Below are 20,473 nucleotides of genomic sequence, written 5' to 3'. Positions count from 1 at the left end.
TATCCTGTCCTTGGCTTATTCTGCGGGCACTGCTTTGGCGGCAGTCTTGTGGGAACGGGTCGGTGCACCGATGCGATAACGACGATCCGAAAGTGACATCAAACCGCCAAACACCATGACAAGCCCACCAAACCACATCCATGGGATCAGGGGTTTGACGTAAAACCGCGTGATCCATTTGCCGCTTTCATCCTGATCGCCGATCACGGCATAGATATCACCGGTGAAGCTTGATTGAATGCCGGCTTCGGTCGTTGGCATGCCTTCGACCGTATAGACGCGTTTTTCCGGTGTCAGGACAACGGTGCGTTCGCCCGGTGTGGTGATGGTGATTTCCGCTTCACGGGCGGCATAGTTCGGGCCCTGATATTCACGGATGCCAGACAGGATAAAGGTATGCCCGGCAAGTTCGGTGCTTTCGCCAACGGCAAGTGACTGAACGGCTTCCTCGGTCCAGGCCTGCGATCCGGTGATACCGGCCACCACGATTGCCACACCGGCATGGGCCAGCATCGTCCCGTGGGCCGACCGCGGCAGGTTGCGCATGCGGCGCAGGCTGGTGCCAATTGGCTCACGGAACAGCTTGATGCGGCCCGACCATTCAAGGATCGATCCGACAAACAGCCAGGCTGCAAGCCCCATCCCAAACAGGGCAAAGGCCGGGCCACCCGAAAGCCAAAGTGTCACCAGCACGACAACGGCGGCAGCAGCAAGGGCGATCTTGAGCTTGTTAAACACGCCTAGAAGGTCGGCACGTTTCCACGGCATCAACGGCCCAAAGGCCATCGCGACAATCACCGGGGTGATGATCGGAACGAAGGTCGCATTAAAGAACGGTGCCCCGACCGAGATTTTTTCGCCAGTCAGGGTTTCAAGCAGCAACGGATAAAGCGTGCCAAGCAACACCATGGCGGCGGCAATCGACAAAAGGACATTATTAAAAATAAGCGCCCCTTCGCGCGAAATCGGCTGGAACAACCCGCCGCCCTTCAATGTCGGTGCCCGCCAGGCATAAAGTGTTAGCGACCCGCCAACCGCAATGAACAGCAGGAACAGGATAAACACCCCGCGCGTCGGATCGGTGGCAAAGGCATGCACCGATGTTAGCGCACCCGACCGCACAAGGAAGGTCCCCAGAAGCGAGAAGGAAAACGCCAGGATCGCCAGGAAAATGGTCCAGCTTTTAAGCGCGTCACGCTTTTCCACTACGATGGCCGAATGCAAAAGCGCGGTTCCCGCAAGCCATGGCATGAAGGATGCGTTTTCAACCGGGTCCCAGAACCACCAGCCGCCCCAGCCAAGCTCGTAATAGGCCCACCAGGAACCAAGCCCGATGCCGGCGGTCAAAAATACCCAGGCTGCCAGCGTCCAGGGGCGCACCCAACGTGCCCAGGCCGGATCAACCCGGCCTTCAATCAGGGCTGCCACCGCAAAGGCAAAGGCGACTGAAAAGCCGACATAGCCGAGATAGAGGAACGGCGGATGAATGGCGATGCCCGGGTCCTGCAACAGCGGGTTCATGCCTTCCCCATCCAGCGGTGGGTTCAAGACGCGCTCAAACGGGTTCGAGGTCAGAACAATAAACAGGATAAAGCCAGCCCCAATCAGCCCCATCACACCCAAAACGCGCGCCAGCAATGTCGGTGGCAAATTGCGGCCAAATGCCGCAACCGCGCCGCCAAACAGGGTCAGGATCAACACCCAAAGCAGCATTGATCCTTCGTGATTGGCCCAAACGCCGGTGATCTTGTAGATCATCGGTTTGGATGTATGGCTGTTAGCCAGAACGTTGAGGACCGAGAAGTCGGAACTGACATAGGCATAGGTCAGCGCAAGGAAACTTGCAGCGACCAGTGCAAAGCAGGCCAAAGCCAACCTTGGTGCGACGGCCAGAAGTGCGGCGTCACGCCGCGATGCCGCCAGAAACGGTACGGTGGATTGGGCAACTGCCATCACCAATGACAGTATCAGCGCGTAATGTCCGATCTCTACAATCATATTATCGTTTCTCGTCCCTAGCAGGCTTTACAGTATCAATTATGTGCCCGGATGCGACATATAATCCCTTTAAAAAGGCTTGGAAACCTTGCGGAATATCAAATATGCGCTATTTGCTGCCCTAGGACGGGCGAAAATATGGCAATAGACATTACATATTGTACGCAAACAGGCTATAAAACGGTGGTCAGTAAGCGTATTGGTAGGCCAGAGGTTGACAACTGATGAGTCAATGTCCCGTCATTGACATAGCACAGAAAGAGACTTGGGCGCGTCGTGCAACGACGGCCTCCATTGTCATTGCTGCGACACTGATCCTGATCAAGGCTGTCGGCTGGTTCCTGACCGATTCCGTCAGCCTTCTATCTTCCATGATTGATAGCATGCTTGATGTTGGTACCTCTGTGATCAACTTCATGGCGGTGCGGTCGGCCTGGCGTCCGGCGGATTACGATCACCGGTTTGGCCATGGTAAGGCAGAACCGCTGGCGGGGCTGTTCCAATCGGCCTTCATGATTGGGGCTGCGATCCTGGTTCTGGCAGAGGCGGCATCGCGCATCACCGAACCCATGCCGATTTCCTTTGCCATTGAAGGCCTTTGGATCATGGGCGTTTCGCTGATCATGACCATTGGGCTGGTATTGCTTCAACGCAAGGCGGTGCGGATTTCAGGCTCGGCCGCGGTCGAGGCGGACTCGCTTCATTACAGCAGCGATATCCTGTCCAATCTGGCGGTGATGATAGCCCTGTTTGGCGGGATGTCGGGCCTTGCCTGGGCCGATCCGGCGATTGGCGGGCTGGTTGCGATCTTCCTGCTCTATTCCGCGGTCAAGGTTGGTCGGACCTCGGTCAAGGTGTTGATGGATGCGGAACTTCCCGAATCTGATAGCCAGCGCATCATCGAACTGACGATGAAAAACCCCGATGTCATCGGTATCCACCGTCTTCGGACCCGTTCATCGGGCGTGCATCGTTTTGCCGAGATCGAATTGATCATGGATGGCGGCATGCTGATGCGCGAATCGCACACCATCTGCCATCAGGTGATGGACAGCATCCGTGCCGAATATCCTGATCTCGACATCACCATTCATCCCGAACCGCCCGAAGACATCCATCTTGATGAATTCAGCGGCTATACCGAAGACCCGGAATTCTGGCACACCGGTCGTGCCAAACGTGCAGGCCAACATGATATTCCGGTCAATAACAGTGGCGGCGAAGTCGCGGCCATGGGGCGCTAGGCGCCAACCGGTTTCAACGATGACCACAAAAAATGGCGGACCCTTTCGGGCCCGCCTTTGTTTTATGCAGTGTTTTTGCAGTTTGCTGTGTTGAAACCTAAAGAACGGTCAACATGCTTGCGACCAGCGGGTGACGGACGATGTCCTTGTCACGCAGCTGGACACAGGCGACATCCTCGACATTTTCAAGACGTTCGGACATTTCCGAAAGACCCGACATTTCCGGCAGAAGGTCGGTCTGGTCCGGGTCGCCGGTCAGGATCATGGTGGAGTTCCACCCAAGGCGGGTGACCAGCATCTTAAGCTGTCCGTATGTGCAGTTCTGCGCCTCGTCGATCACCACAAAGGCGTTGTTGAGTGTGCGACCCCGCATATAGCCGATCGGTGCAATCTCGATCGTGCCGTCCGAGATATAAGTCTTAAGGCGCTTGGCCCCCAGACGATCATTGAGCGCATCATAAAGCGGGCGCAGATACGGTGCCATTTTGGCTTCGACGTCGCCTGGCAGGAAGCCGATATTTTCCCCGGCCTCAACCGCCGGGCGGGCCAGAACGATGCGGGCGATGTCGCCGTTATCAAGCGCTTCGACTGCCTTGGATACAGCGATATAGGTCTTGCCGGTGCCGGCCGGGCCAAGGGCCATGACCAGATTGTAATTGTCGATGGCATCCATCAGGGCTGCCTGGTTTTCACTTTTTGGGCGGATGTTGCGGCGGTAGCTTTGATCGCGTTGTCCTTTCTGTTCTGTTCCGGTCTGATCCGACCCGCCAAGCGGGTGCCAATCAGCATTGTTTTCATCAAACAGTTCATGAACATTGTTATTAGACTGCTGCGGACGGTTACGACGACGTGCTGCGCGCTTACCCATGACAATCACCTCAACAAAGTGGCCAAAAAAGCAAAACGCGCCATTCCGTTATGGAAAGGCGCGCATTCAATTTTCATCTTACGATGGAAGTGGCGGTAGGAGTTTCCGCCGGTCACAGCATGTTGCATGTGCGATCCGGGGGGCGAAAATTCTCGGTTTAAGACGCTTTTTCGCGGCACTCGGGAACTCCTCCTGCGGTCCAGTTATTGACCGTTAATTGGAATCGTACCCCCATATGCAGTGTCTTGTCACGGCTTTTTGCGCGATTAAAGTTTCATGAATTCGCTTTATGAGTCTTTTCAGGTATTTATCCCGCATCTGCGAAGGAAGTTTTTTTCCAATCAACCGTGCGTTGGTGTCGCTGAGCGCGATGGCAGGGCGGCACTGATCACCCAGGCGAGCGTTAAAAACGCGATTGATGTCACAAGGCATCCGACCAATCCGCCATAAAGATAGGCCACCCCCGAAAGCACCGTTCCGGTCAATCGTCCGATGGCGTTCGACATATAATAGAACCCGACATTCATCGCGACCTTGTCGCCCTCGGCATAGGCAAGGATCAGGTAGGAATGCAGCGATGAATTGATCGCAAAGACAATCCCGAACACAAGTAATCCACCCAGAACAGCAAGTTCCGGGGCAAAGTCCTGTGTGATGGCGATGGCAATAGCTGCAGACACGGCAATAAGGGTGGCAATCCAGATTTGCGCGGTTCGGCCATCCGGTTCGCGGGTTTTCGCACGCAGCATCTTCGGCGCAATGGCCTGAATAAAGCCATATCCGATCACCCAAAGCGCCATGTAACTGCCGACCTCGATATGGCCCCAGCCAAGCTCGGACGCCAGAAACACCGGCAAACCGACGACAAACCAGATATCGCGCGATCCAAACAAAAACAGACGGGCGGCGGACAGCACATTGATCTTGCGATCGCGTGAAAAGACATCGCGAAATTTCGGCTTCATCGCACCGGCTGGTCCGGCCATCGCAGAGCCGAGCGATATCGCAACCGCAATCAGGGTCAGCGCAAGACCCGCCGCCATCGCCAAAAGTGCACCTGAAAAACCAAGCCAGGACAGCAACGCACCACCCATGAAAAAGCCCACACCCTTAAGCGCGTTCTTCGATCCGGTCAAAAGCGCAACCCAGCGAAAAAGCGCCCCCTCGGCATGGGCGGGCACCAGAACCTTGATCGCCGATTTGCTCGACATCTTGGTCAGATCCTTGGCGACCCCCGATGCCGCCTGAAGTCCCATGACATAAGCAACCGAGATCGCGGGAAGCCAATCGGGATTGGTAAATGAAAGGGCGGTCAGGGATGCGATTTGCAATGCCAACCCGGCAAAAAGGGTAAAGCGCAATCCGCGTGCCTGCGCCAGCCACCCACCGACCAGATTGGTGACGATGCCTGCCACTTCATACAGAATGAACAACAACGCGATTTCAAATGCCGAATAGCCCAGCGCATGAAAGTGCAACAGCACCAGCATACGAAGCGCCCCGTCGGTCAGGGTAAAGCCCCAATAGGCCCCGGTGACCAGCGCATAGTTGCGGATTGCGGCCGACATTTTTGCTATTTCCCCAAAAGGTGTTGCGCGACCTTGGCCGCCAGATCCGCCATCCGGCAGACATATCCCCATTCATTGTCATACCAGGCCAGAATTTTGACCTGCCGCTTGTCGATCACCATGGTTGACCCGGCATCGATAATCGAAGAACGACTGTCATTAAGGTAATCGGCACTGACCAGCGGGCGTTCTTCATAGCCAAGAATACCGGCAAGATAGGTTTCAGATGCCTCACGCATCAGGCGATTGACGGTCTCAGTATCGGTGTCTTCGGCGACTTCAAACACGCAATCGGTCAGCGATGCATTCAGCAACGGGACACGCACGGCAATACCGTTCAGTTTGCCCTTGAGTTCCGGGTAAATCATCGTGATCGCGGTCGCCGACCCGGTGCTGGTCGGGATCAGGGATTGCAGGCACGACCGCGCACGGCGCAAATCCTTGTGCGGCAGATCAACAATCGTCTGGGTGTTGGTCACATCATGAATGGTGGTGATCGATCCATGCACGATGCCAAGCTTTTCATGCATGACCTTGACCACCGGCGCCAAACAATTGGTCGTGCAACTCGCCGCGGTCAAAAGGTGATGCTGGGTTGGGTCATAAAGATCGTCATTCACGCCATAGACGATATTAAGCGCGCCTTCCTTGACCGGGGCGGCAACGATGACCTTTTTAACCCCCTGATCAAAATAGGGCTGCAATGTCTCGGGCGTTTTGAACTTGCCGGTGCATTCCAGAACAATGTCGCATCCCATGCCGACCCAGTCGGTCTCGCCGGGGGTGGCATTTTCGCTAAAACTGATCTTGTGCGTCTGATCGATCACCACATGATCATCGATGCAGGCAACAGTATTGCCCCAGCGGCCATGGACCGAATCAAATTCCAGCAAGTGGGCCGCGGTAACAGCTCCGCCCTTGATTTCGTTGATATGGACAAATTCAAGGTCCGGGTGACCCCATCCTGCGCGCAGAACCAGACGGCCCATGCGGCCAAAACCATTGATGCCAATGCGGATTTTGCGGCTCATAACAGGGCTCCGTTAGTTTGCAAGTTTCGATGGGGTGAACCAGCCACGGGTGCGGTTGGCAATCGCGACAAGCGACAGCATCACCGGCACTTCAACCAGCACACCAACCACGGTGGCAAGTGCAGCCCCCGATGAAAAGCCAAACAACCCAATGGCGGTTGCCACAGCCAGTTCAAAGAAGTTCGAGGCCCCGATCATCGAAGACGGCGCGGCGATTTTATGCTCCACACCCAGCACCTTGTTGGCGACATAGACGATGGCGGCGATGAAATAGGTCTGCAAAATGATCGGTACCGCCAGAAGGGCAATGATCATCGGCTGGGCAATGATCTGCTGCCCCTGAAAGGCAAACAGCAGAACCAGCGTGCTGAGCAACGCAATCATCGACACGGGTTTAAGCTTCGCATCAAAGCTGTTGAACGCTGCGACCCCGCCTTTCATGACGCGATTTCGAATGATCTGACCGACAATCACCGGAATAACGATAAACGCCACAACCGAAATGGTCAGCGTTTCCCACGGAATGGTGATTGCCGAAATACCGAGTAACAGGGCCACAATCGGCGCAAAGGCAAAGATCATGATCGTGTCATTCAGCGCCACCTGGGTCAGCGTAAAGTTCGCATCCCCCTTGGTCAGGTGCGACCAGACAAACACCATCGCCGTGCAGGGGGCTGCCCCCAACAGGATAAGACCGGCGATATAACTTTCAATTTGTGCCTCGGGCAAAAGCGGACGGAAAAGAAAGCCGATAAACAACCAGCCAAGGGCGGCCATGGTAAACGGCTTGATCAGCCAATTCACACCAAGCGTGACACCGATCCCGCGCCATTGCCGGCCGACTTCGTGAAGCGCGCCAAAATCGACCTTCATCAACATCGGCACAATCATCAGCCAGATCAGTACCGTCACTGGCAGATTGATCTCATAGGCGGTCAGATTGCCAATCGCCTGAAAAATGCCGGGGAACATCTCGCCCAAGACGATGCCGACCACGATACTTGCCGCAACCCAGATGGTCAGAAAACGTTCAAACAAGTTCATTGGTGCAGATTCATTGTTGGCGTCGCTCATGCTTCCTCGCTGGTTGAGATTTGCCCGATCTTGTCGAGTTCATTTTGAAGCGACAGCCGGTCAAGCGACTTGAACGGGAGGCTGGTGAAGATCGAAATCCGGTTGCGCAACATGCGATAGGTTTCCGCAAACGCCAGGCGTTTTTCTGCTTCGCAACCTTCGGCCTCCGCCGGATCGGGCACGCCCCAATGGGCGGTCATCGGCGAACCGGGGAAAATCGGGCAGTCTTCATTGGCCGTGGCGTCACAAACCGTAAAGACGAAATCAAATTTGATTTCATCCTGACCCGAATAGGTTTCCATGTCTTTGGAGGACAGTGTCGTCATATCATGACCCAGACTTTCCAGAAGGTCACGCGCATAGGGATGTATTTCGCCGCGCGGGTGTGATCCGGCGCTATAGCCAAAGAAATGATCGTGACCTTCTTTGTTCAAGATGGCCTCGGCCATGATGCTGCGTGCCGAATTGGCACGGCACAGGAAAAGCACGTTATAGGTACCACCAGACATGTCTTTTCGTCCTCTGTAAAAGGCGTTGTGAGCTAACAGCAGTCGTCGTTTGTTGCCCGAACAATCCCGCAAAGTTCCGGACGGCCATGACAGCAGTCATCGGCAAGAAACCCCAGAAGATCGCGCATCGCATCGGGAACGATCCGGTAAATGATCGACCGGCCTTCTCGGGTGCTGGTAATCAGCCCGGCCTGACTAAGGGTTGTCAGATGCGATGACATGGTGTTGTGCGGAATGGATATCTGCCGGGCCAGTTCGCCCGCAGCAATACCGTCATTCCCGGCCCGGACCAGCAAGCGGAATGCTGCCAGTCTGTGTTCCTGTGCCAGGGCGCCAAGGGCGCTGATTGCGTGTTTTGTTTCCATATGTCGGGAAATATCGACATATATCGGTGCTGGCAAGTGACATTTGTATTGCAGTGGTGATCATGCTCAAGCCTGATGCCAAAAAGGATATTTGAATCAGCCAGATACGGGATTTTCTGAAAATGTATTTAAATAACTAGAAATATAGTTATAATAGCGGCATGAGCGAAAAAACCATTGCACCGGCCTTTGCCGCACTAGGCCACGAAGCCCGTCTGAAAATCTACCGTCTGCTGGTCAAGGCCGGGGACGAGGGACTTAATATCGGCGATATCGGGCGGGTGCTTGGCCTTCCGGCTTCGACCCTTTCCCATCATCTGGGCACCCTGGTTCAGGCTGGTCTGGTCAAACAGGAAAAACTGGGGCGCGAAACCCGTAATCGGGCGGATTTCGATGTCATGCGCGATCTTGTCGGCTTCATCACCGATGAATGCTGCAGCGGTGTCGATCTTGATGTCGCCGGTGAAACGGAAAAGGCCTGCTAGGTCAGGCCTCTTTTTTGGATCAATATAACTAATTTTCTAGGGATATAGATATGAGTGCCCTGACATTTCAATTGCGCCGCATCGGCACTTCTGCCCGTCAAACAGACCGGGTTTTGCTGGCAGCCTGCATCATCCTTGCCGTGATCTTTATCTTTGACGCGCCGCAATTTGTCCCAAGTTTGCAGTTCACGGCTGAGTCCTTTGTAAGCACGGCACCGTTTCTGGTGCTCTCAATCGGTATTGCCGCCTATGCGACGGCAACCGGGGCCGATAACCTGATTTCGCGCGCCTTTGCCGGGCGGCCTGTGCGAATGGTGTTTACCGCTGCGGCCTTTGGGGCACTGTCGCCATTTTGCTCCTGCGGGGTGATCCCGCTGATCGCGGCCCTGCTTGCCATGGGGGTTCCACTGGCACCGGTCATGGCGTTCTGGTTGGCTTCACCCGTGATTGACCCGGCGATGTTTGTTCTGACTGCGGGAACGCTTGGGACCGAATTCGCGGTGATTAAAATGATCTCGGCGATTGGTCTTGGTCTGATGGGTGGCTTTGTTACCCTATGGTTGGGGTCGCGGGGCTTCCTTGCCGATCCGTTACGTGACGGGGTGGGCAATGGTGGCTGCGGCGGGGCCAAGGTTCGTTCACACAAGGCGGTTGTCTGGAAGTTCTGGCACAATGATGAACGGATCAAAAAGTTCAGATCGTCCGCCATTGCCAACATGATCTTTTTGGGCAAGTGGATCGCCTTTGCCTTCCTGCTTGAAAGCATCATGGTCGCCTATGTCCCGGCTGAAAATGTCAGTGGATTGCTTGGCGGTGACGGGATTGGCCCGATTGCGATTGCCACCCTTGTCGGGGTTCCGGCCTATTTGAATGGTTATGCCGCGCTTCCGATCATGGAAGGCCTGATATCGCAGGGCATGCAATCCGGGGCGGCGATGGCGTTTCTGGTGGCCGGTGGTGTTTCGTCGATCCCGGCGGCGATTGCCGTTTTTGCGCTGGTCAAAAAGCCGGTCTTTGCGCTGTATCTGGTTTATGCGCTGGTCGGTTCGTTCGTAATTGGTGTTGTTTCGCAAGCCTGGCTGGGTTAAACCGCCCGCTTCATGTCCGATATGATGATTTCACGGTGGCAATGACGTTAAAAATCGCTACATTGCGCGCCAAGAAATTCATATCGGATTAAAGTTGATAACCATGTCGATGATTGACAAGCAGGTATCGCGTCGCCGTACCTTCGCCATCATTGCTCACCCGGATGCGGGTAAAACCACCCTGACCGAAAAACTGCTTCTTTTCGGGGGTGCCATCCAGATGGCTGGTGCAGTGAAGGCGAAAAAGGAACAAAAGGGTGCCCGTTCGGACTTCATGAAGATCGAACAGGATCGCGGTATTTCCGTTTCCTCCGCGGTTATGACGTTCGAGTTCGAAGAAAACATCTTCAACCTGCTTGATACGCCGGGCCACGAAGACTTTTCCGAAGATACCTATCGCGTGCTGACCGCCGTTGACTCGGCTGTCATGGTGATTGACGGAGCGAAGGGCATCGAGGCCCAGACGCGCAAGCTGTTTGAGGTTTGCCGTCTGCGTGACGTGCCGATCACGACGTTCGTTAACAAGCTTGACCGTGAAGCACGGGATTCGTTCGAACTGATTGATCAGATCGAACAGGATCTTGCCCTTGATGTGTCGCCGGTTACCTGGCCGATTGGCTCGGGTCGTGATTTCCATGGCTGTTATGATCTGGTCAATGATCAGCTTCTGTTCATGGAAAAAGGCGGCAACGTCGTCAAGGAAGCCATTCCGATCAAGGGGCTTGATGACCCTAAGCTTGATGAATTGATCCCGGATTACCTTCTGGAAAAGCTGCGCGAAGAAGTCGAAATGGTGCGCGAAATCTGCCCGCCATTTGATTTGCAAAGCTACCGTGAAGGGCATCTGACCCCGGTCTTCTTTGGGTCGGCGGTCAATAACTTTGGCGTGCGTGAATTGTTGCGCGGCATTGGCGAAATCGCACCGACCCCGCGTCCGCAAGAAGCGGCAACGCGTCTGGTCGAGGCGGTCGAGCCAAAGGTCGCCGGCTTCGTGTTCAAGGTGCAAGCCAACATTGACCCGAACCACCGGGACCGTATTGCCTTCATTCGTTTGTGCTCTGGCCATTTCAAACGCGGCATGAAGCTCAAGCATGTGCGTGCAGGCAAACTGATGGCTGTGCATAACCCGATGCTGTTCTTTGCCAATGAACGTGACATTGCCGAAGAAGCCTGGCCGGGCGATATCATCGGTATTCCGAACCACGGCACGCTGCGCATTGGCGATACCCTGACCGAGGGCGAAGACCTTCGCTTCCGGGGTGTTCCTGCCTTTGCACCGGAATTGCTCCAAAAAGTCCGTCTTGATGATCCGCTCAAGGGCAAACACCTTCAGCGCGCACTTGAACAGCTTGCCGAAGAAGGCGCATCGCAGGTCTTCAAACCGATGATGGGTGCGGACTGGATCGTTGGCGTAGTCGGTCAGCTTCAGTTCGAGGTTCTCAAGGAACGCATCTCGGCCGAATACGGCATCAAGGTGCATTTCGAACCGACGCCTGCCTATGCAGCCCGCTGGGTGGTGGGCGATGATCCGCTTGAAATCAAGAAATTCCGGGATGCGAACCAGTCGGCGCTGTTCGAAGACCATGACGAAACACTGGTCTTTATTGCGCGCAACGCCTGGCATCTTGAAACCACACAACGCGATTGGCCGAACCTCAAATTCGAAGCCACCCGCGAACAGAACCTGATTGCGGCGTAAATTTCGCACGTACCCAGATGCAAAAAGCCGCCTTCATCCGAGGGCGGCTTTTTCTTTGTGTGGTTTCGGCGGTTGTCTAGTTGCCAATGAAATAGCGGCCAACACCGACCAGAACCATGCCCACGGCCATGGCGGCAAACAGGTTGCGCGCAACCGCCATGGTAATCACGGTGGCTGCCGCCCCGGCAATGCCAATCGCACCTGCCGAAAGCGCACTTGGCACCCAGACGGAAATCAAAACCGCACCGGGCAGGCGTTCCAGCACATGCGCCCAGCGGCCATGTTGCGGCAAACGGTCCGCCATCAAAAGCCCACCCAGACGCATGCCATAGGTGACCGCCGCCATGCCAAGGATGGTCAGAACGGCCTCAAGGCTGAAACTTGTCAGATCGGGGAATTGGGTCATTGGCCCGTCTCCATTGCAGTCTCCGTCGCAGGTTTGGCGGCGTTTGTGCCTTCCGGCGCGCCATAAGCATCCCGGCCTTCAACGGCAAATTCAGCCTCAAGGCTGTCATCATCCATGTCTTCGCGCCAAGTCAGGGCGGCGACAAGGACACCCGCACCCGCACCAGCCAGGATCGACCAGGTGCCGGGCAAAGTGTAATGGCCAATAACCGATCCGATCGCGGCGGCAATCCATGGCAAAAGGTCAACCTTGCCCTTCCACATACCAATGGTGAGTGCGGCAAACACGGCAGTAAAAGCGAAATCAAGCGCATAAACCTCCGGGTCGGGAATACCCCCGCCAAGCAGGTAGCCCACCGTATTGCCGGTCGCCCAGACCACACCCAGGAAAATTCCGCCGCCCAGCAAGAAGCCCGGATTGGCCAAATCCTTTTGCGTCATCGACACGGCCCAGTTTTCATCGGCGACCATATGCATGCCGGTCACCTTGACCCAAAGTGGACGACCGCGAAACACCGGGCGTAGTGACGCCCCGATCAGGATATAGCGCATATTGATCACCGCCGTTGCGATGATGATGGTCGCACTTGGAATGGTTTCGCGCCAAAGATCGACGGAGACGAACTGTGCCGATCCGGCAAACACGGCCAGGCTCATGAACAGAAGCTCGCCAAGCGACAATCCGCGCTGTGCGGCCAGCACACCAAGCACCGCACCAAAGATGATGGTGCTGGGCAAAAGCGGCAGGCAGGCAAGGGCACCGCGCCGGATGGTGTCCGCGTCGAAATGCCCGATCTCGGGTTGGCTCTGGGGCTGATTTTGGGGTTGGTTCTCGGTCTGACTTTCGGTCTGTCCGGGGCGTGACATTTCCGACGTTTCCTGTGGTTGTTGGTGCCGGTTCGTTTCGGGCGACCGGCACTTTCATGGGCGTAAACGGGTGGGCGAGGAGCCATCATTTCAGGCGCCATACTGCCCGATATCAAATAGGCGGTATTGGACGATATTGCTATCGGTTGTTGATGTTGGTTTTGGGACTGCGGCTCAGGCCCGTTCGGTGGCAAAATCGGCGATCAGCATATCAAGGAATAGCTTGGTGATCGGATCGGGTTGCTTGCTGTCATCAAGGCTTGCCTGAAAGGTGACTTTCACCTTCAACCGATCCGGCAGGACCATGCGCATGCGCCCGGCCTCGACAAACTGCCTGGCGTAATGTTCGGGCAGATAGCCCAAAAAGGCGCCTGACAGGATCAGGCGTGCTTCGGCCTCCATGTCCGAGACGGTCGCATGCGGGCGCGAAATGGCGAATTCCTTGAGGTCGCGACCCAGCCAGGATTTCCGCCCGATCAGGCGATAACGGCGGATTTCATCAATATCAATGTCCGCATCATCCAGCGCAAAAAGCGGATGGTCTGACCCGCAATAGAACCGGTGGATCTCGTCATAAAGCGGGATGTAGCGCAGACCCAGCACGGTTTTCGGGAAGCTGCATATGCCGATCTGGATATTGTCGGTCACTACTTCACGCAGAAGATCATTGGGCGGATAGGTCACGACATTAAGCGTTACATCCGGTGCGCGTTCCATAAACCGCGCGATGGTCTTTTCGATCCGCCGTGCCCCCGGATCGGTGATGGTGTTGTCGGTCAGGCCAATGGTCAGTGTGCCGCTCAGTTTGTCACGGAGCGCCCGCATCTTGGTTTCATATTGCGCGACCGATTTGAAAAGCCGGTGGGCTTCTTCAAACACCACCTGGCCTTCGCGTGTCAGGGCAAAACCACCCCGCCCGCGTTTGCAAAGCGTAAAGCCAAGCCGTGTTTCAAGGGTGGTGACATAGCTTGAAATTGTTGAAAGTGACAGATTGAGATCACTTTGCGCCGCGGCAAATCCCCCGGCCTCGACAATGGTCAGGAAGATACGCAAAAGCTTGAGATCGGCCTGTTCCGTGATCATCGGGCGGCGTCCATGGGTGAGCGGTCATTACTTTGAGGAATGCCAAAGTAAAGTTCAGAAATACGTGATTTTTAACTGCTGCGCAATTTGATCTGATCGGGCCAACAAAAACATTCGGCCATTGGTTCAGATTTTATCGAACCGATGTGCCACTTCAGGAGGTCCCATGTTCACAGACGACAAGCTTGCAAAACTGCGTGAAAAATACGGCAACGCCAAGGGTGCCGACATCTTTGATCCGCATTTCCGCGAAGTCGCTGCATCGCAATTTTCCGAAAGTGGCGGGCGCAAATGGCCGTTTGCCGGGGTGCCGACTTTCCTCGATGCACCTTTTGCCGCCGATGCCGATGCCGAGAATTTTGCCGGGCTTGATATCGCCCTTGTCGGCGTGCCGATGGATCTTGGTGTCAGCAACCGTGCCGGTGCCCGTCTGGGCCCACGTGCGGTGCGCAATATCGAACGCATCGGGCCGTATGAACATGTCCTGCGCATGGTGCCGGGTGCGATGGCGCGCATTGCCGATATTGGCGATGTCCCGTTCAGAAGCCGCTATTCGCTTGAAAGCTGCCACGAAGATATCGAGGCCTATTTCAGCAAGATTGTCGGCGCAGGCGTTATTCCGATTGCGGTCGGCGGTGATCATTCGATCAGCTATTCGATCCAGAAGGCGGTGGGTAAGGATCGCCCCGTTGGCATGATCCATCTTGATGCCCATTGCGATACCTGCGGTGCCTATGACGGTTCGCGTTTCCATCATGGCGGCCCGTTCCGCGAGGCGGTGATGGATGGCGTCCTTGATCCCGAACGCACCATCCAGATCGGTATTCGCGGTGCGTCGGAATATGTTTGGGAATTTTCCTATGATAGCGGCATGACCGTGATCCACGCCGAAGAAGTACCGAAAATGGGCATTGATGCCGTGATCGCCAAGGCCCGCGAAGTGGTTGGTGATGGCCCGGTTTATCTGTCCTTTGATGTTGATTGCCTCGATCCGTCCTTCGCACCGGGCACCGGCACGCCAGAGGTCGGTGGCCTCACCTCGCGCGAGGCACTGGCGATCCTGCGCGGGCTCAAGGGTCTTGATTTTGTCGGTGCCGACGTTGTCGAAGTCGCCCCGCAATATGATGCCACCACCAACACCGCCCATATCGCCGCACAGGTCCTGTTCGAAGAACTGTGTCTGGTGGTCGATGCGATGAAGCGCCGCGACGCTGGCGCGTAAATACAACTGATGTCGCCTGCCCACGTCATTCACATGACGGGCAGGCGATGTCAGTTTTGCGCCGGTTTAGGGATCAAGACTTGCGATAAACGCGCCGGGGCTGACGCCCCACATCGCCTTGAAATGCCGGTTCAGATGGCTTTGATCGGCAAAGCCGGTGGCGGCGGCCGCATCGGCAATGCTTGCGCCGTCAAACAGCAACCGCTTGGCCCGCCGCAACCGCATGTGATTGAAATAGGTGTGTGGCGGAAGCCCGGTTGCCGCGCGAAACACGCGCAGCAAATGAAACCGGCTGAGCCCGGTAATCATCGCAAGATCATCAAGCGATATATTGGCATCCAGATGTGCTGCCATATAGTCAATCACCGCCCGAACACGTTTGTCCTCTGACCCCGGCTGATACAGATAGGGCGGGGCATCGGCATGGCGCAGCGCAAGGCGGGCAGCACTGTAAAGAAGTTGACTGTCACGTTCCAAAAGGCTGTTGCTGCCGTTGCTGCCATCGTCATTCGGGCGAAACAGGCGGTGCAGGCCTTGCAGTTGCAAATGCAATTCCGGGTCGTTGACGACACAGGAGCCAAAAAACGGCAGGCCACTGTTTTTGGGCGAAAGGTCCGTCACCAGATCGCCAAACACCTTCGGATCGATGAACATGATCTGGTATTGATAGCCATCATCGGATGCCGGGCTACCATCATGCACCTGCATCGGGTTCATCATCAAAAGCTGCCCGCGCGCGGCGACATAATTTGTCCCGCGGGTCGTAAACCGCTCCGCCCCGTTCAGGACAGTGCCAAACGCGTAATAATCGTGGCTGTGCTTGGGGAAAGAGAAATTCTTGTAATCGGCTTCGAACATATCAATGCCGTCGGCTGCCCGCCAGTGACGGGCAATCTCGCGGGGGCGGCCGGTCGCCGGTCGCGATGACGTCTGGCGACGCTGGGCTGCCGTGTTCTGTCGCGCGGCATTGTTCATCAGGCCATTATAACGCCAAGGCCGGGTGCCAGCTTGTACAATATTGTCATCGTGACATTTTAGTTGGCATCATTCCAAAAAATCGCCGGACGCCTGCGTAATCTTGCGGCGGATGGTCGAGTCGCAGTCGATTTTTGGAAATCTGCCGCTTTGAAGCCCTTCGAAACGGATAATGACCTTCGTCCAATTGTATAATGCGATGTTCATATGAACATTTTCGGGTGGCCGAAATGTTGTTTTGCGCAACGCAAATGACCATCCGGCACCTTGTTTGATCGACAAATGCGGGTTTCATCCAACTGTTACAAAACCGCGTCCTGCACCCATGTATGAATCGCGCCAAACGTAAATTTTGCTGTTTGGATGTCCCATGTTTCTTGATCGCATTCGTATCGGATCGCGCATCTTCGCCGGTTTTTTTGTTCTGGTTGTTCTGCTGGTTGGCCTGTCTGCCCTGTCATCAACCTATCTTCTGGGCTTTGGCGCACATGCAGACCGCATTGCCAAAAGTACCGGTCTGGTCGGGCTTGCCAATGACTATGCACTGCGTCTGGAACGTCTTTCCAACCAGGTCCTGTTGTTTGCCCAGACGGTTGATCCGCTTGACCGCGAAGGCATCACCACCATGCGCCAGGCGGCCGAGCAAAGCGGTGCCACCCTTGTCACCCAGCTGCGTCAAAACGGCGATACGGGCCGCGCAGACGCGCTTGAAAGCCTCAGTGCCGATTACATCGCAACGCTGGAACCGCTTGTGCTGCGGGCGGAAAACCTGTCGGCGGCATCGGAAACCATGCTGCTTGGCGCCAATCAGCTTGGCAAATCCGCAAGCCAGCTTGAAGATTTCATCGCCAAACGCGATCCGGTGATCGCCGAGAAATATGCAGATAAACTTGGCGCGGCCAATTTGGCGGCCATCGTCAATTCCCTGCAATTCCCGATCCTGCGCACCGCGGACTCACTTGATGCCGCCCGCTCGCAAACCTCGGCCCTGACCGATCTTCAGGAAGAAATCAAAGCGTCCTTTGATGGCCTGACGCGCAACGAGAAAAAACTGTTCTCCTACGCGATCCGCGACAATGACTTGCTAAAACAAGGCGCGAACCAGCTCGAAGCCTCCATCGCCGGGTTCCGTCAATCGATGGACGACTTCAAATCGGCCGTCCGCGAAGTCCAGACCATCACCCAGAATATCCGCACAGACGCCATGACCAATCAAACCGCCCTGGTCGAGGCGGCCCACAATCAGTCGGAAAACTCGGCCCTGACAAACATCGTGGTTGCCGCCATCGGGGTTCTGATTGCGGTTGCCTTGGCGCTTGGCATCGCGATGAGCATCCTGCGTCCGCTGCGTCGGGTGAATGGTGATATGACGCGGCTCAGTGAAAACGACACCGATATCGCCCTTGCCGATATCAAGCGCCGCGATGAATTCGGGGCGATGTCACGCACCGTTGCGATCTTCCGCGAAAACGCGCTCAAGATCGAAAAAATGGCCGAAGAACGCATCACGCTTCAGCGCATCGAGGAAGAAAAACGACGTGCATCGCTTGGCGCGATGGCCGAAACGATTGAGGGCGAGACCACCGGTCTTGTCAAATCGGTCAATCATCAGGTGACCCGTATGCGTGAAGCCGTGGTCGAAGTCGCCGCCGCCGCCGAACGCGTCACCGGACAAACCGAAACCGCAACCAGTGCCGCACACGACAGCCAGTCGCATTCCAATGCCATCGGCGATGCTGCCAACCGTCTGCGCGAAGCCATTGTCTCAATCGCCAACCGCGTCGAACATCAACGCGACATCGCGCAAAGTGCCGTCGGCTCGACTGAGGAGTCGGCAAAGGCAGTCGATGACCTGCGCGAAGTTGCCACCAGCATCGAACAGATTGTCGACCTGATCCGGGGCATTGCCGGACAGACCAACATGCTGGCGCTTAATGCCACCATCGAGGCCGCCCGTGCGGGCGATGCCGGCAAGGGCTTTGCCGTCGTCGCGGCAGAGGTCAAAAACCTTGCCAGCCAGACCGAACGTGCGACCGAACAGATCACCGAACATGTCAACGCAATGGGCGCTGTCACTGATCGGTGTGTTGCCTCGATGGAGGATGTCGGGGTCACGGTGCGGTCGATGATGTCTATTTCCGAAGAAGTCGCAGGCGACGTTGAACATCAACGCCGCGAGACCGAGGAAATTACCGGTGCCATCGCCCTTGCCGGCGATGCGGTACGCAATGTTGCGACCGCCATCGGTGCGGTATCCGAAGACATCGAAGTCACCCGCAAGCTCAGCCTTGATCTTAATCGTCGTGCCGACGAGGTTGATCGCAATGTGACCGAGCTCACAGCATCCCTTGACCGTGCGGTGGCCTCTGCCGCTGGCAACGAAGACGCAGATGGCACTGACGACAACGCCAAAGAAGCCACCAGATGGCACGATGACAATCTGGTGGTCTTCCCGCAAACGCAACAGCGCGGTGCCGCCTGATTTGTCGGCATCAGTCCGCGGTTTCACTGCTAAAATTCAAAATTGAACAACAAAGGCCTGCACACCGTATAGAGGGTGTGCAGGCCTAATGCATTAGCTCAGTGCTATCGGCGCAAAACGCAGGATTTGTCAGCAGTTAAGATACAAACTGCGACGTTTCTGATACACTTTTTGTGTGGTTCTCACTGGCGGGTTGCAATATCGTTCGGGGCAACGGTATTTCATCAAAAGCATAAAGCCTACTATTCGGTACTGAATTGAAATACCGGCACTTTCCCGGCGCGGGAACAGTGTCATTTGCAGTAAGGTTGTTTGGTCAGCCCGACTTGGAAGTATCAATGTGATGGCGCGTAAATCAACGCTTCTGATCGCAGGTGTTGCACTGATTGTTGTTGCGGCCTCTGCCTATATCTTTGCCAAAGACGACATCACGGCGTTGATCGCGCCCGATGCGCAACCCGCAAGTGTCGGGCAGCGCGGTGGCGGCGAACGCAGTCTTCCGGTGATTGCCGAATATGCCAGCCTGATGGATGAAAAGACCGTGGTTGAGGCCGTCGGAACCGGCAAATCGGCGCTGGGTGTTTCGATCTATCCGGCGGTGTCGGGCGAAGTTGCAGATGTGCTTGTGCGCGCCGGTGACAAGGTAACCAAGGGACAGGTTCTTGTCATTCTGGACTCTGATCGCGAACGCCTTGCCCGCGATCTTGCCGCTGTTCAGGCCCGCGATGCCGAACAACTCCTTGCCCGCTATGAAAAGGCCCGCCCGCTGGGTGCCGTTGCCGAAAGCGAAGTCGACAGTGCCCGCACCGCCCTGGCCGAGGCCCGCATCGCCCTTGATCAGGCAGAGGTCAATCTGGCCGATCGCACCATTCTGGCCCCGTTTGATGGCATCGTCGGCATCCCGCAGGTTGAGGCCGGCGACCGTGTTGACAGTTCCACCGCCATCGTGACGCTTGATAATATCGATAGCATTCTGGTCGATTTCGAAGTTGCCGAAACACGGTTCGATAATGTCCGTCCCGGCCAGTCTGTCCGGGTTGAAACCTGGAGCCTGCCGGGCGAGGAATTCACCGGTGTGGTTGAGTCTATTGGCAGCCGTATTGATCCTGAAAGCCGCACCTTTGCCGTGCGCGCCCGGGTGCCAAACCCCAATAGTCGCTTGCTTGCCGGGATGTCCTTTGCGGTTTATGTCGACATCGAAGGCAAACAATATCCCGCAGTTGCCGAAATTTCGGTCCTGTGGGGCGATGAAGGCACCTATGTCTGGCGGATCGATGATGAAGACAAGGTCTCGCGCGTTCCCGTCCGTGTCGTGAAACGGACCAATGGCCGGATCCTTCTCGATGGCGGGATTGCCGAGGGTGATCTGGTCGTGGTCGAGGGTGTCTTGCGTCTGCGTCCGGGCCGGACTGTTTCGGCAACCATTCGCGGCGATAACCCCGCGCCTGAAAATGCGCCGTCGGATGCGGGCGGCGTTGCCACCCGCGAAGGCGCTGGCGAGGGGTCCTGA

The 20,473-nt window shown here is 56.0% G+C and carries 18 protein-coding genes; 7 read left to right on the top strand and 11 right to left on the bottom strand.

Annotation, left to right across the window (positions count from 1 at the left end):
• Positions 1-15: 15 nt before the first annotated feature.
• The gene (locus AUQ41_RS15715) at positions 16-1,998 is read right to left on the bottom strand and encodes a heme lyase CcmF/NrfE family subunit (RefSeq protein WP_008889769.1); all 1,983 of its coding nucleotides are present in this window, start codon (positions 1,996-1,998) and stop codon (positions 16-18) included.
• A gap of 224 nt (positions 1,999-2,222) precedes the next feature.
• Between AUQ41_RS15715 and AUQ41_RS15710 the strand changes: the two genes are divergently transcribed.
• Positions 2,223-3,242 (top strand): cation diffusion facilitator family transporter, encoded by a 1,020-nt coding sequence (locus AUQ41_RS15710; RefSeq protein WP_063089229.1) that lies wholly within the window; start codon positions 2,223-2,225, stop codon positions 3,240-3,242.
• Between the two features lie 97 nt (positions 3,243-3,339).
• Here AUQ41_RS15710 and AUQ41_RS15705 read toward each other — a convergent pair whose 3' ends face one another.
• The 6 genes from AUQ41_RS15705 to AUQ41_RS15680 form a co-directional block, all read right to left on the bottom strand.
• On the bottom strand, positions 3,340-4,110 hold the full coding sequence (locus AUQ41_RS15705; protein ID WP_008889771.1) for a PhoH family protein: 771 nt from the start codon (positions 4,108-4,110) through the stop codon (positions 3,340-3,342).
• A 341-nt stretch (positions 4,111-4,451) separates the two neighbouring features.
• Positions 4,452-5,678, bottom strand: a complete 1,227-nt coding sequence (gene arsJ / locus AUQ41_RS15700; protein WP_063089228.1) for an organoarsenical effux MFS transporter ArsJ — start codon at positions 5,676-5,678, stop codon at positions 4,452-4,454.
• A gap of 5 nt (positions 5,679-5,683) precedes the next feature.
• Positions 5,684-6,709, bottom strand: coding sequence for an ArsJ-associated glyceraldehyde-3-phosphate dehydrogenase (locus tag AUQ41_RS15695; protein ID WP_063089227.1), 1,026 nt, complete (start codon positions 6,707-6,709; stop codon positions 5,684-5,686).
• Positions 6,710-6,721: 12 nt separating this feature from the next.
• A complete protein-coding gene (gene arsB / locus AUQ41_RS15690) occupies positions 6,722-7,753 on the bottom strand; it encodes an ACR3 family arsenite efflux transporter (protein WP_063089366.1) in 1,032 nt (343 codons plus the stop codon).
• Between the two features lie 26 nt (positions 7,754-7,779).
• Positions 7,780-8,292 carry an arsenate reductase ArsC gene (locus AUQ41_RS15685; RefSeq protein ID WP_063089226.1) on the bottom strand — a complete coding sequence of 171 codons (513 nt, stop codon included), beginning with the start codon at positions 8,290-8,292 and terminating at the stop codon, positions 7,780-7,782.
• Between the two features lie 32 nt (positions 8,293-8,324).
• Entirely contained in the window at positions 8,325-8,657 is a 333-nt protein-coding gene (locus tag AUQ41_RS15680) for a helix-turn-helix transcriptional regulator (RefSeq protein WP_063089225.1), read from the bottom strand.
• Between the two features lie 161 nt (positions 8,658-8,818).
• Between AUQ41_RS15680 and AUQ41_RS15675 the strand changes: the two genes are divergently transcribed.
• The 3 genes from AUQ41_RS15675 (at position 8,819) to AUQ41_RS15665 (ending at position 11,929) form a co-directional block, all read left to right on the top strand.
• The gene (locus AUQ41_RS15675) at positions 8,819-9,142 is read left to right on the top strand and encodes a helix-turn-helix transcriptional regulator (RefSeq protein WP_063089224.1); all 324 of its coding nucleotides are present in this window, start codon (positions 8,819-8,821) and stop codon (positions 9,140-9,142) included.
• 50 nt (positions 9,143-9,192) lie between these two features.
• Positions 9,193-10,230: a permease gene (locus AUQ41_RS15670; RefSeq protein WP_063089223.1), complete on the top strand. Its 1,038-nt coding sequence runs from the start codon at positions 9,193-9,195 to the stop codon at positions 10,228-10,230.
• Between the two features lie 103 nt (positions 10,231-10,333).
• Complete coding sequence (locus AUQ41_RS15665; RefSeq protein WP_008889778.1) at positions 10,334-11,929, top strand: peptide chain release factor 3; 1,596 nt, start codon at positions 10,334-10,336, stop codon at positions 11,927-11,929.
• 76 nt (positions 11,930-12,005) lie between these two features.
• Here the strand turns inward: AUQ41_RS15665 and AUQ41_RS15660 are convergent, their stop codons facing one another.
• The 3 genes from AUQ41_RS15660 to AUQ41_RS15650 form a co-directional block, all read right to left on the bottom strand.
• Entirely contained in the window at positions 12,006-12,335 is a 330-nt protein-coding gene (locus AUQ41_RS15660; RefSeq protein ID WP_044827231.1) for an AzlD family protein, read from the bottom strand.
• Positions 12,332-13,201 (bottom strand): AzlC family ABC transporter permease, encoded by an 870-nt coding sequence (locus tag AUQ41_RS15655; RefSeq protein ID WP_063089222.1) that lies wholly within the window; start codon positions 13,199-13,201, stop codon positions 12,332-12,334. Before AUQ41_RS15655 ends, AUQ41_RS15660 begins: the two co-directional genes overlap by 4 nt.
• Positions 13,202-13,375: 174 nt before the next feature.
• On the bottom strand, positions 13,376-14,284 hold the full coding sequence (locus AUQ41_RS15650) for a LysR family transcriptional regulator (protein ID WP_063089221.1): 909 nt from the start codon (positions 14,282-14,284) through the stop codon (positions 13,376-13,378).
• A 166-nt stretch (positions 14,285-14,450) separates the two neighbouring features.
• Here AUQ41_RS15650 and speB point away from each other — a divergent pair, with 166 nt between their 5' ends.
• Positions 14,451-15,506, top strand: coding sequence for an agmatinase (speB, locus tag AUQ41_RS15645; protein WP_063089220.1), 1,056 nt, complete (start codon positions 14,451-14,453; stop codon positions 15,504-15,506).
• Between the two features lie 66 nt (positions 15,507-15,572).
• Here the strand turns inward: speB and AUQ41_RS15640 are convergent, their stop codons facing one another.
• Complete coding sequence (locus tag AUQ41_RS15640; protein ID WP_063089219.1) at positions 15,573-16,481, bottom strand: AraC family transcriptional regulator; 909 nt, start codon at positions 16,479-16,481, stop codon at positions 15,573-15,575.
• A 370-nt stretch (positions 16,482-16,851) separates the two neighbouring features.
• On the opposite strand from AUQ41_RS15640, the gene AUQ41_RS15630 reads away from it, so the two are divergent.
• Positions 16,852-18,963 (top strand): methyl-accepting chemotaxis protein, encoded by a 2,112-nt coding sequence (locus AUQ41_RS15630; RefSeq protein WP_063089217.1) that lies wholly within the window; start codon positions 16,852-16,854, stop codon positions 18,961-18,963.
• 343 nt (positions 18,964-19,306) lie between these two features.
• Positions 19,307-20,473 carry an efflux RND transporter periplasmic adaptor subunit gene (locus tag AUQ41_RS15625; RefSeq protein ID WP_063089216.1) on the top strand — a complete coding sequence of 389 codons (1,167 nt, stop codon included), beginning with the start codon at positions 19,307-19,309 and terminating at the stop codon, positions 20,471-20,473.

Origin of the sequence: Thalassospira sp. MCCC 1A02898, from assembly GCF_001618185.1 — a bacterium.
GTDB classification, from domain to species: domain Bacteria; phylum Pseudomonadota; class Alphaproteobacteria; order Rhodospirillales; family Thalassospiraceae; genus Thalassospira; species Thalassospira tepidiphila.
This window is presented reverse-complemented; position numbering and strand designations above follow the sequence as displayed.